11 protein-coding genes are annotated in these 12,516 nt (G+C 47.9%); all 11 read right to left on the reverse strand.

Going from position 1 to position 12,516, the window contains the following annotated elements; genetic code table 11:
• Nucleotides 1-2: 2 nt before the first annotated feature.
• Entirely contained in the window at nucleotides 3-1,067 is a 1,065-nt protein-coding gene (locus K334_RS0101695) for an NAD-dependent epimerase/dehydratase family protein (RefSeq protein ID WP_025880879.1), read from the reverse strand.
• A gap of 3 nt (nucleotides 1,068-1,070) precedes the next feature.
• The gene (locus K334_RS0101700) at nucleotides 1,071-2,390 is read right to left on the reverse strand and encodes a UDP binding domain-containing protein (protein ID WP_025880880.1); all 1,320 of its coding nucleotides are present in this window, start codon (nucleotides 2,388-2,390) and stop codon (nucleotides 1,071-1,073) included.
• A gap of 212 nt (nucleotides 2,391-2,602) precedes the next feature.
• Complete coding sequence (locus K334_RS13280) at nucleotides 2,603-3,268, reverse strand: IS982 family transposase (protein ID WP_450097610.1); 666 nt, start codon at nucleotides 3,266-3,268, stop codon at nucleotides 2,603-2,605.
• 544 nt (nucleotides 3,269-3,812) lie between these two features.
• A complete protein-coding gene (locus K334_RS14140) occupies nucleotides 3,813-4,595 on the reverse strand; it encodes a transcription termination/antitermination protein NusG (protein WP_154655519.1) in 783 nt (260 codons plus the stop codon).
• A 493-nt stretch (nucleotides 4,596-5,088) separates the two neighbouring features.
• Nucleotides 5,089-5,727, reverse strand: coding sequence for a response regulator transcription factor (locus K334_RS0101720; protein WP_025880884.1), 639 nt, complete (start codon nucleotides 5,725-5,727; stop codon nucleotides 5,089-5,091).
• A gap of 10 nt (nucleotides 5,728-5,737) precedes the next feature.
• On the reverse strand, nucleotides 5,738-8,338 hold the full coding sequence (locus tag K334_RS0101725; protein ID WP_027444409.1) for a DUF5686 and carboxypeptidase-like regulatory domain-containing protein: 2,601 nt from the start codon (nucleotides 8,336-8,338) through the stop codon (nucleotides 5,738-5,740).
• 59 nt (nucleotides 8,339-8,397) lie between these two features.
• Nucleotides 8,398-9,105 (reverse strand): HAD family hydrolase, encoded by a 708-nt coding sequence (locus tag K334_RS0101730; protein WP_025880885.1) that lies wholly within the window; start codon nucleotides 9,103-9,105, stop codon nucleotides 8,398-8,400.
• A complete protein-coding gene (locus K334_RS0101735; RefSeq protein WP_025880887.1) occupies nucleotides 9,102-10,058 on the reverse strand; it encodes a CDP-alcohol phosphatidyltransferase family protein in 957 nt (318 codons plus the stop codon). The genes K334_RS0101730 and K334_RS0101735 overlap by 4 nt, the downstream gene beginning before the upstream one ends.
• 32 nt (nucleotides 10,059-10,090) lie before the next feature.
• Nucleotides 10,091-10,879, reverse strand: coding sequence for an ATP-grasp domain-containing protein (locus tag K334_RS0101740; RefSeq protein WP_025880888.1), 789 nt, complete (start codon nucleotides 10,877-10,879; stop codon nucleotides 10,091-10,093).
• Entirely contained in the window at nucleotides 10,876-11,604 is a 729-nt protein-coding gene (locus tag K334_RS0101745; RefSeq protein ID WP_025880889.1) for a sugar phosphate nucleotidyltransferase, read from the reverse strand. Before K334_RS0101745 ends, K334_RS0101740 begins: the two co-directional genes overlap by 4 nt.
• Nucleotides 11,605-11,704: 100 nt before the next feature.
• Nucleotides 11,705-12,481, reverse strand: coding sequence for a head GIN domain-containing protein (locus K334_RS0101750; RefSeq protein WP_025880890.1), 777 nt, complete (start codon nucleotides 12,479-12,481; stop codon nucleotides 11,705-11,707).
• Nucleotides 12,482-12,516 lie beyond the last annotated feature (35 nt).

The following is a 12,516-nucleotide window of genomic DNA, read 5'->3' on the forward strand; positions in this document are numbered from 1 at the left end:
CTTTAGATATTACTACCATAATACTTTGCATACCACTCTGCAAAGTGTCTTAATCCTTCACTCAAACTTGTATTTGGTTTGAAGCCAAAATCATGCTCCAATGGTGTTGTGTCGGCATAAGTCACAGGTACATCGCCTGGTTGCATAGGTACAAGTTTCTTATGCGCTTCGAAGTCATAGTCCTTTGGCAATACTTCTGCACGTACCAATTCTTCTTGGAGAACACTTACAAACTCAAGAAGATTTTCTGGATGGTTGTTGCCGATGTTGTATACTTTATAAGGTGGAATAGGCAAGCCATCCTCTCCATTCTGCTTTTCTGGAGCGTGCTGCATGATACGAACTACTCCCTCAACAATATCATCAATGTAGGTGAAATCGCGTTTGCAGTTCCCGTAGTTGAAAATTTTGATTGTTTCGCCTTTTACGAGTTTGTTGGTGAAACCGAAATATGCCATGTCGGGACGACCTGCGGGACCGTAGACAGTAAAGAAGCGAAGACCAGTTGACGGAATATTGTAGAGTTTAGAGTAGGCATTGGCCATCAGTTCATTACACTTCTTGGAAGCTGCATAAAGCGATACGGGGTTGTCTACTTTGTCATCGGTAGAATAAGGCACTTTTTTGTTTGAACCATAGACAGATGATGAGGAAGCGTAAACAAGATGCTCTACTTCGTGGTGGCGACAGGCTTCAAGAATATGGTAAAAACCAATAATATTGCTTTGGACATAAGCATCGGGGTTGGTAATGCTGTAACGCACGCCTGCTTGAGCGGCAAGGTTGACAACAACCGCTATTTTGTTTTCATTGAATATCTTTTCTACCACGTCTCTGTCGGCAATAGAGGCATGCACAAATGTCCAGTCACGCTGCAAAGCCTCAATCTCTTTCAAACGCTCATACTTGATGTTTACATCGTAATAGTCGGTGATACTATCAATACCAACAACTTTGATGTTCTTTACATCGTGAAAAAGTCGCTTTACGAGGTTACTACCGATAAAGCCAGCTGCACCTGTTACAAGAACTGTCTTACCTTCAAGGTTAACATTATATTCTACCATAGTTTAGTCTCTTCTGAAAATATCACGTGTATAAACTTTCTCTTCTACATCTTCCAAACAGTCGTCAAAGCGATTGGCTATGATAGCTTTGCTTTGTGCCTTAAAGTCAGCAAGATTGTTCACTACTTTGCTACCAAAGAATGTTGTTCCATCTTCAAGGGTCGGCTCATAGATAATGACCTCTGCGCCTTTAGCCTTTACTCGCTTCATGATGCCTTGAATGGCAGACTGACGAAAATTATCGGAGTTGGACTTCATGGTCAGACGATATACGCCAATGACACAACCCTGTTCCTTCGCTGCATCCCATTGACCATTTTCGGTATAATAACCTGCTTTACGCAGTACAGCATCGGCTATATAATCCTTGCGTGTTTTGTTTGACTCCACAATGGCAGACATCATATTTTGTGGGACATCCTGATAGTTTGCGAGGAGCTGCTTGGTGTCTTTGGGAAGACAATAACCACCATAACCAAATGAGGGATTGTTATAATGTGTGCCGATACGTGGATCAAGACCAACCCCTTCAATGATGGCTTTAGCGTCAAGTCCCTTCACCTCTGCATAGGTGTCGAGTTCGTTGAAGTAAGAAACACGAAGTGCAAGATAGGTATTGGCGAAGAGTTTTACCGCTTCCGCTTCCTTCATACCCATAAAGAGGGTGTCAATATTCTCTTTGATGGCTCCTTCCTGCAAGAGTGCCGTGAAAGTCTTGGCTGCTTCTTGCATCTTCTCTACGTCTGTGACTGACTCGATGGCCTTATTTTCCGCCTTAAATTCTGGTTTATCAATTATTTTCGGATAACCTACGATGATACGGCTCGGGTAGAGATTATCGTACAATGCCTTGCTTTCACGAAGAAACTCTGGCGAGAAGAGCAGATTGAATTTCTTAACTCCTTTTTGCGCATACTTTAAATAGAGGCAGCGGGTATAGCCAACAGGAATGGTAGACTTGATAACCATTACCGCATCGGGATTTACCTCTAGCACCAAATCTATCACTTCCTCCACATGACTTGTATCAAAGTAATTCTTTACAGGGTCATAATTAGTCGGTGCTGCGATTACCACAAAATCGGCATCAGCATAAGCAGACTTTCCATCAATTGTGGCAACAAGGTTTAGTGGTTTCTCGGCCAAATACTTTTCGATATAATCATCTTGGATTGGTGAAATCTTATTGTTTAGTTTTTCTACCTTCTCAGAGATTACGTCTACTGCTGTTACATGATGATGTTGCGATAGCAATGTTGCTATACTCAGTCCCACGTAGCCTGTACCAGCTACTGCGACCTTAATATCTTTAAAATCACGCATATATTATTTGATTTAGTTCCTATTATTTTGAATTTTCTTTATCCCCAAATATCCAATCAGTCTTTTGTAAAAGGGGATGTTATATTTTTTTGTATTCCAATATTCTTCTTTTAGTTTCCGATTTGATATATACAACAGAGAAAAAAGATTGTCAAGCACAAAACGGCTATATCTATACGCGAGTTCGGGATAAGCTTACCATGCAAAGCTCTCTAATGTCTTGATTGCTCCACATGCACTTGCAGTGCTTCCGGTTTGTTGTCAAAGAAGCAGTACGCCGCAAGGGCAGAACACAAGTTCATGATAAAGTTGTGTATCGAGCGGTGTCTCGAGTGAACGAGGTTGGCTTTGTTCTTGAGCAATTCATTGATACACTCGATGATGTATCTTTTTCTGAGCATGATCTTGTCCCACATGGGCATAAGCTTGTTCTTCATGTTGGCCTTGAGCCCATGTACGAGATGGATTCCCTGGCCGAAGAGTTCCTGCTTGATATATCCTCTGCCGGCAAACACCTTTCCATAGAGCTCCTTGGCGAACACTTTCCACACCCGGCCATCCCTGTCGTCGACGTTTGCTCCCGTGAGATAAAAGGTTATAACCTCCCCCGAGTCGTTGCACAGCAAGTGCAGCTTGAAGCCGTGACACCATCCCATGGCACCCTTCCCGTTCCTGGCCAACCCATTGAAGACTTCGTTGAAGTAGCGTCTGACGTTGTGGCACACAGGGATCATGGTGTCGACAAACGAAATGCCCGAGCATTTGCCGAAGGCATTGAGTTTCATGAACATCATCATCTTGAAGAACGCTCTTGGCATGACTTCCACGAAACGATTGTAGGAAACAGCGTCGGGAAACTCCTGCCTGAGTTGTCTCATCAATAATACAGAAAATTTCAGTAACTTTGCTCTTGGTAATCATCGCTTGATCATTTTGCAACTTATTGATTTTCACCTATAAAGATACAAAACATTAACGAGATTACCAACTTTTACAAGCACTTTCTTATCCCGAACTCGCGTTACTTTAGGTGGCATGGTCAGTTTTAGACCTTCCAATAATTGTTTTTGGAGCAATACCATCCTTTACAGCTTCTTTATAAAGCGCCTTTATTTAGCACAAATAAAGGCGGGTAGTGGTTCCTTATGCCCTTTTGCCAGAAACCATTCTTTGAATTGCACCATAATATCAGATGAAAATCCGCCAAGTTTCTTTATTATCATATAGACGTTGCCTATAAAATGCAGTAACGCACTAATAATCCATAAGATAGGCATCCAGAGCCATCAAACAGAGCTATACTCGAACAGAGCCTATTAAAATGTCCCACAGCACCTTATTGACGCTGCCACCGTATGACAGTACAATCGATTGAAATTAATGATACGAATATTGCTTACAACATTTTTTCAAACAACAACATCATTCTGCTATCTCAAAATCCTCATTATGCACATTATTGATAGCAACAGCATAACCACCAAAGTCCATGACAAGCTGGCGGTTTTTCAATATACGCACCACATAGCCTACTTGTCCTGCCATAATTCCTGTTAATACACGGAGTTTCACGTGGTCTCTTGCAAATTTCACAAAAGGGTCACGAAGAAAAGTAATACGTTCTGGGTCTTCTTCCATGATTTGCATGAAAGGACGCATTGTTTCATCTGGAATAGTAGCAGGCTTGCCAGTACTGCAATCGTTTACTAAAAAATATTGTGGATAATTCTGTATAAGGAATAGTCTCAGTTGTCTTGTCTCTCCCTGCAAAAACACAAGACCGCTGACTGTAGGCTTATCTTCTTTGATAATGCCTTTTCCATTAGGATTCTTTTTGTATTTTACAGTACGATGAACAAAGCATTTCGGTTTGAAACCGCCTTCTATTTTACGAGTTTCAAGATTCTTTTCAAAAGAAGCGGCAGACATGTGCTGTATAAATATATATCCCCAAGGTGGTCTCGCTTCCTTCTTTGTTGATTCTGTCCCTTCACCTAAATCGTTTTTGGGGTCTTCCTCACTCTGAATATCCGCATTTTCAAGACGTTGTTCGTCGTTATCTTCTTCATTTTTGGACATTCTTCCCACTTTCGAAATCGATTGCTTATCAGTTCCGAATATGTGGATGCCCTTTGGTAAACGCTTGTTGTTATACATATCATTTACGTCGGCTGTAGAAGAAGAAAGCGAGCTAACCAGCGTCATTTTCTTTATCTACTTTATGTCACTGTTGGCTGTCATCATCTGTGTCGGCAGTGCCAGTTTCGCAATAACATTATTCATAAATTCATACTATTTAAACAGTATATTTGTCCAGTCAAAGAGGAGAATCATTTAACGTATCAACGGAGTGTCAATAATATAGCCTTCACCTCTCATTTAGTTTTGTGTCTCTATCTGTTCATTTGCTTATATCAGAGTGTAATATAGGACTTCTGTTACAAAGCTACTGCTTTTCTTGCATTTATTCCCCATCTTCACCCCAAAACTTTTAACTTTCTGCGAATTTATGCAGAAATGTTTAACAAATCCAACATTTTAGCTGTCTAAACAACTTGATTTTCGGCGTAATGGACATTTGGTAGGCTGGTTGGCATTTTCCAACTTACGGATAATCTCTTTACGTTGTTTCAATTCCCAATCAATCGTTGACAGCCTCTGCGCAGTTCCGTTCTTCCGTCACCATCGTGTGGTATCGTCAAATATAGTATTCGGCAGAATCGACGAGTCCGGCGCGCAAGGCATACTTCGTGGCTTCATGCACATTGTTGACCTGGAGCTTGCGAAAGATGTTCTTGCGGTGGGTGTTGATGGTGTGGAAGCTGCTGAAACGTTTTTCCGCTATTTCCTTGGTCGTCAGTCCCAACGCGATGTCTTTCAGTATTTCCGTCTCAGTCTTGGTCAGCCGAATCGCGTCTTCAGCATGGGGCAAGGGCTGAAGCAGGAGCTCGGCCGTGCGCTGACAGATATAGCGGCGATGGTCGGCGGCAGCGACAAGGGCCGTGTTGATTTCTGCAAGTGACGTCTCTTTGAGCACAACGCCGAAGCGGCTGCCGGCCGCCAGCAGAGTGCGTACAAACTCCTGGCTGAGGTCTTCGCTGAAGAGGAGCCAATGAACGGAAGGGAAACGTTGGCTCAGAATGGCCAACTCGGCAACGCCGTCGATGTCGAAGAGCGTATAGTCCAAGACGACAACGCTTCGGGGGGCAGCGGAAAGCAGCCTGACAAGTTCATCCTTGTCGTCTACGGACAAAGCGTGGGAGCCGGGGATGCGTTCTATCAGATACATCAGCCCGGCACGGGTGATATCCTGCTTGTCGGCCAAAAGGAAATTCATCTCTCGCAACTTAAAAGGTCATGCGCATCATCAGTCGTATGCCATTGCGGTGGGCAATGGGCAGATAGGTGTAGTTGCAGCGGTGTACAAACTCCACATGAACGATTTTGAAGATGTTGTGAACACCCGCCACCAGTTCCACATAGGGCCGTTTGGAGTCCATCACGTAACTACCGCTGGGGAACACCATCAGAACTGGGTCGCCGGCATTCTTCTCCAACGTCGGATTATTCTTGTCGGTCAACGTTCCCCACAGGGTCTTCACTCCGATGTATTCACGCCATTTCAGTTTCTTGAGCAACGGTATGCGGTTGAAAATCTTGCCGTTCAAATCCCAACTGACGTCAAGACTGGCATAACGGTCGTTGAGGAACTCCATATTGTTGATCAGATTAAATGTCTCATTCTGGACAATGTAGCTCAAATTGGCGGCAGGCATGATCAACAAAGGATAGGGCACCTTGTTCCACTGTGCCCCCGCCTTGATGTACGTGTCGATTTTGCCCCATGAATTCATCCAGAAACGCTTGTAGATACCAGCCTCCGTCAGGTTGTAAGTATAGTCGCCGCCCAGCAGTCCCTTGACACCCATCGTATGACGAAGCGTGAAGACGGGTGCGTCGAGGTTCATCGGAATGCGCCGTTGCTTGGTGTTGATGTAGGTACGCCCCGAAGCCAGCTGGAATTGAAGGGTTAGTTCGGTCGTCCGCATCTTTCCGTTATGCAGATATTTGCCGGCCATTTTTTCAGAAAGGCCATTGATATCGGACACCATATCCACATGGGAGTCCAACGTTTGGAAAAAGAGACGGCCGGCAGCTTCGTCTTCCTCGGTCTTCAACTCAAAGGTGGTCTTCAATCCCCACTCCTCTTCAAAGTCAAATTGCAGCTGCTGCCGGTTGTAGAACATCATCTTGTCCACCTTTGCCCATTTGAAAGCGGTGAACACATTGTCCTTGTCCGTGTGCATGAACTTGTCCGATGGAGCCATCACGTCGTATGTGCTGGTGAACGTGAGTGTACGTTTGGGAAACTCGCGGGGCAGATAGTCCTTCTTGTTGAACGAGTAAGTGACCTCACCCTTATAATAGTTTTTATGGCTGTTCACGCCATGTGCGTAATAGCCTGAGAAGAACCAGTGCTTGTTCAGATTGGCCGTTGTCTGGCCGCTGACACGGAAGCGCAGTCCGTCGATGAAGTTCGAGGTGACCATCGTGTTGACTGGACCGACATCCAGCTTGCTCGGATGATTCAGGTCGCCCGTCTCTACAAAGTTCTCAACCAACGCCTTGACACCGAAAATGACATATTTGAAGCCCTTGAGCTGCTCTATCCGATGGATGAAGGCGTTCATGCCGGTTTCGCTCTTCGTCAGTTCCACCGTTCGATACTGGTTCCAGAAAGCCTCGTCCCGCATGTTGGCGTTGGCTTCGCGCCTGCTGGCGGCCTTCCCCTTGAACAACTGTTTGGGCAGAGGGTCGAAAGCATAGTCGCTCAGGCGTGTCGTTCGGGTGACCAAAACCTTGGAAAGGAAGCTGGCCACCTTCATCTCGACAATCATGTCGTCCACGGAAAGCACCCACTCGCCATTCGGCAACTTGGCATATTCCTGCGTTACGCGCAGGTTTTCGACGAAATTGACGTCACTCCGTTTCGGGATGGTCAGCTCGCAGCGTTTCACATGCAGCGTGGAATCCGCCAAGACATATAAGTCTCCCCTGAAGCCGAAGTCCTGCTGGTTGTTGGGCAGGAACTCCAGATGATAGCACAGGTCACGATCCACATACACGGTGTCCGCTATGTAATAACGATAGAAGGCGACGGCATTCTTGCCGATAGGGCTGGTGAAAGGAAATTGGAGCAACCGTATCTGGTCGTCATAAAGGTCTATATCGGTAAACACGTCCTTCAATGCCGTATTGAGGATGTCGCCGGTGGCCAGCAACTGGTTGACACCGGTGCTCTGCTGTCCCATGACGATGTCCTTTTCCGACTTCGGGTCTTTACGATAGATGTGCTGCGTGACCGTCTCATCCACCGAAACGGGCAATATCAGTTTGTGATTGTAAGGACTTGTCTCTATCTGGTCTATCAACCACTGCTTCTTGGCAAAGAAACCGCTGTCTATATCCGATGGTTGAATGTCGTTGACGGCCAGCGTTATCTTCTGATACTTGTTGTATTGATAGTAGGCATGATTGGCCAAGTCGGTCTTTTTCTTTGCAGCCACCACACGCTTCATCAACTCCACGGTCGGATTGTCTTTCCTGCTGTAGCGGCCTCGCTTCTGCCTGACCACCACTTCGGCCAGCGTCTTGGTGTCGGGTTTCAGTTTTATATTGAGCGTCTGTGGCGTCTTTTCCGTTATCGTTATGTTGCGCGACTGATAGCCCACGGCACTGAAGGTCAACACCCATCCTTCGTGGCGTTCAATGCTGTAGCGTCCCTGCGCATTGCCGCTCACGGCGATGTGATGTCCCTTGTATGACGCGCTTGGATAAAGCAGAGTGTCGCCTGTCGCAGCATCGGTGACAACGCCCGACAACTGGGCCCGGGCCGCCATCGACAGTGCCATCAACAATATAATTATATGCAATCGCTTGATCATCATCTCTTCTCTCCTAATACCTATTCCTGAATGTAAAGTGCCGAACGGTCTGTCGGCTTGAACTAAAATGCCAAAATCTGTTCCAAGTCGGTGATGACATAATCGGGAAACGACTCGTCATATTGCCGGTCCGTCCAGCCCTCGCCTTTGAACCAAGCCGTCAGGCAACCTGTCTTTTTGGCCGGTTCTATATCTTTTGAAAAGCTGTCACCCGTCACGAGCACGTCTTTCGCTTTCAGTCCCAACGCCGCCACGCCCAGCTCGAATATCCTCGGGTCGGGCTTTCTGATTCCGACGGCAGCGGACTCCACCACTTCGACGAAAAAACCGTCGAACTGAAATTCTTTCAAGATAGCATTCAGGTTGCCATAGAAATTGCTCACCAACACCATAGGCTTGCCCATTTCCTTCAAACGCCCCAAGACATCACGGCTGTGCGCAGTGATTCGGAGCACCTGCCGATACACGTCGTCCAGTACCGCCACGTGCTTTGCCGTCAACGTCGCTTCGTCGGTGGCCCAGGCATCGTGCCCGCAAAGATACTCCATTTCAAGCCGAATCTTGATTTCCAAAGTCTTATGAAAAGTGAACTCGGGGCCGATGATGGGGTTGCTGCCCAACACACGCTCCACAGCGACATAGGCCTCGCGGAACTGTTCTTCCATCACGGGAACTTCCTGACGTTCATAGGCATGCCACAACAGCATGCCCCAATGACGGCCGGCCGTATCGAGCGTTGCGCCATAATCAAATATATAACCTTTTATCATCTTGATTTCGTATGCGTTTCCAACTTCTCCAACATCATGCTACAGAGCCGTTCATGCTTCCGGTGCATGTAAATGGCCATCACCTGCATGACCGTTATCTCAAACAAAGGATAGATCCAAGGCAGATTGATCAGACAGGAAACATAGCATACGATTGCCCTGAGGTTGAAAGTGAGCAGGTTTGTGTAAGTCATCAGGGGCCTACTGCCCGCCAAAAAGGCTTCTCTTATAACCCCAACGCCCATCTCTTGGCCTCCCGGAAAGGCTCTCAAAGCCTCCAAAAGCTTCTGGAACGCGGGGGTGCGCTGCTCCTGGCTCTTGCAATAGTTGGCATAATTGAAATAGAACACATGGGGCCAAAAGGCTCCCCGCTTCGGCAAAGCAATCAAAGTTTGCTGCTGGTCGGCATAGCTGTCAAGCTCGCTGCCTTCCTTTCCCTTCAGAAAGTACAGGTGAATCTGTCGATAATAGTCGGCCAAAGAACTCTGACGCGAATGGCACAACACGCCTGCCACCATGCACAAGACCCATATCCACATTCCCCAATTCATGTCGAGGCCGGGAACAGGCTCGTCCATCAACCTCACACAGATGGCCACGTAGATGCAAAAGAACCACACTTCGCCCGAAAAGCCGTCGAGCATGCGTCCGACCAGTGTCTTCTTGCCCGTCAACCGTGCCATCTGCCCGTCGGTGGAATCACAGAAATTGGCCATCATCAACAAAAAGACACCCCACAGGTTCGACGCCAAATCGGAATAATGAAACATCCATCCAGCCGCCATCCCCAAGAAAATGGAAACGATGGTGATTACATTGGGGTGGATGCCAAGCTTGTCCCACAACAGGGCGAAAGCCAAACCTATCGGTCGGGTAAAGTGAACGTCCAGCCATTCTTCCGTATCATTCGACTTGAAAGAAGCCTGCAAAAGTTCCTTGAAATTATTTCTCATCTTGACAAAGGCCTCTTCAGACCATCATTACATTATACTATTATCAAATCACAGACAGCCTGCGCGGCCTCGGCCCTGCAACGCGAGAAACTGGGCCATTCGTTGAAGTCTATCAGACAGAAACCGCCGTCTTCCCTGACGATGGCGTCACCACCGTAGATGTCCACCCCCGTCAATACCGACACGGTCTCTGCCACTTGCCGAAGCTCTTCCACTTCAAAAGCGTAATGATGCGCGGCGCCATTGCGCGCCTCATCACCATACTTCGACATGCCGTCATCGGCCGGATAATAACAGCGGAAGAAGCCGCCACGCACCGCATAGAACTTGACAAGGTCGCCGGGGACATGCGCTTGCACCACCCAATCGGTCACACCACGCATGACAAAGGAGGCCTGCATGGCCACCAATGCCGCCCGGTCCTTGCAAAATACGACGTCATCGTGCGACTGCGCCGCCTGGTCGCCACGCTTCAGCCAATAGCCGTCGGCACCATCCGTCGCAGGGACCGGTATGCCATGGCGCAACAACAGTTCATTGAGAAGGCTTCTGCCACACCGGACGACGCCGAAAGCAGAATTGAGGACGCGCGCACCTTGCTTTTCCTTTTGTTCCAGCAATGCCAACGTCCGAGGCAAACGGGCCATCGACAGAAAGACATCGGCCTCATCGTCCGCAGAAAGGTCGCCTTCCGCCACCATCCGAACATCTCCTACGCCCCGCCGTCTCAATCCTTCGCACACAGCCGCCAAGATGGCTTCATCCTTTTCGACAGAGTTGGGCGAGAAAGCTTCATCGCGTTGAACGGCAATAACTTTCATATTTCTTGTTTCAGGAAGCGCTCCGCCTTCACGATGTCGGTTGCATGGTCTATGTCCATCACCTTGCTGAAGGTGAAAGCCCGAAGTTTGCGGCCATCCCTGATGAGCGCCCGCTGGAAATTACGCATACGACTCTCCCCCCGCTCCATACATCTTTGCAAGGTGTCGATGGCCGACGGCGCAAGACCGTATATTCCTCCCGAGATGAAACGGCAACCGCATGCGTTGTCGTCATAGAACCCTGTGACGTCCATCCGCTCGTCCGTACCTACGTAAAGCGGCTTTTCGTCATCTATATAATCGGTCACGCCCATCACTCCGTCGCATCCATCGGCCATGGCTTTGCGGAACGAGGCGATGTATTCCTTGAACTCTTCTTCTTTAAACAGGGTGTCGACGGTGGTCAACACAAAGGGACCGTCGGTCAGATAGCGACTCAGTTCATAAAAACTGTGCATGGAACTGGGCGTGCTCTTTACCAAAAAACGCAATGGAACAGGACGGCCATGCAGCCCGTCCTCTTCCATTTCCATCAAATGCCGGCTGACCAGTGTCGTATGGTCGTTGCAAATGACAACAATCTCTTCGGCGTGATTGTCGGTAAAAATGCGAATGAGCCTGTCTATAAGCTGTTCATCCTGAACCTTCACCAACGGTTTCGGAGCCGTTATGCCCTCTTGGGCCAGTCTGGAGCCTTCACCTGCCGCGATAATCGCATATTTCATTAAAATGCTATACTATTTTCGATAACACGGCAAAGTTACTAAATATTCCCCGAAGAGGAAAACTATTTTGTTTTATTTTGTTTTGTACACGGCATATAGCCTACTTCCGCGTTGTCGAATCGGAGATGTCGCCCGACCCGCGCACATTCTTGACGACGTTCCGAACATTTCCTTTCAGCGAAATGTCGCCGCTGCCGATAAGGTCGGCTGTCAATGTTCCACAGTCATGGCACACGATATCCAAGTCGCCGCTGCCCCTCAGCGTGGCTGTCGTCTTCTTCACGTTATACTGTCTGACATCCAGGTCGCCACTACCCATGAGAGTCAGGTTGGCCGTTTGGGCCACAATCTTCTTTATATCCATGTCGCCGCTGCCCGACAACTTGGCGGAATAGCTGTCGCAAACCACGTTGTTGAACAGAATGTCGCCGCTGCCGGTCAATGCCAGCACCAGGTTGTCGGTGTCGACCAGCCGCGGGGCCTTGAACGAACCCGAACCGGTGACCGTCACGGCAATCAAGTCGGGACTCGTCACCTTGATGACCACGTCGTCAGTGCTTTTTGAAAAGCCGAAACGGAATGAGGAAGAGAGGTTGCGCTTGGGGCGGATGGTCAGCGTCCCGCGGTTCACTTCAAAGGCCACCTGCCCGACATTCTTCTCCGGCCCCACCACCTGGATGGAATAGCCGTTGCCTTGTGTGTAGACGACATCGTAGGAACCGGCCAGCGCAATCTTGTCGAAATTCTTCAAATTCACCTTGCGGACAACACGAGACGACTTCTGCGACAAGCCCTCGACGGCTTTAGAACAAACACCGGCAGCCATACAGGCCATGCCCAAACCCACACCCAAGCAAATCAACAATATCTTTTTCATATGCCTATAACAATTAATGATTTCATTTATACAGG

The sequence above is a fragment of the Segatella baroniae DSM 16972 = JCM 13447 genome, from assembly GCF_000426585.1.
Taxonomy (GTDB): domain Bacteria; phylum Bacteroidota; class Bacteroidia; order Bacteroidales; family Bacteroidaceae; genus Prevotella; species Prevotella baroniae.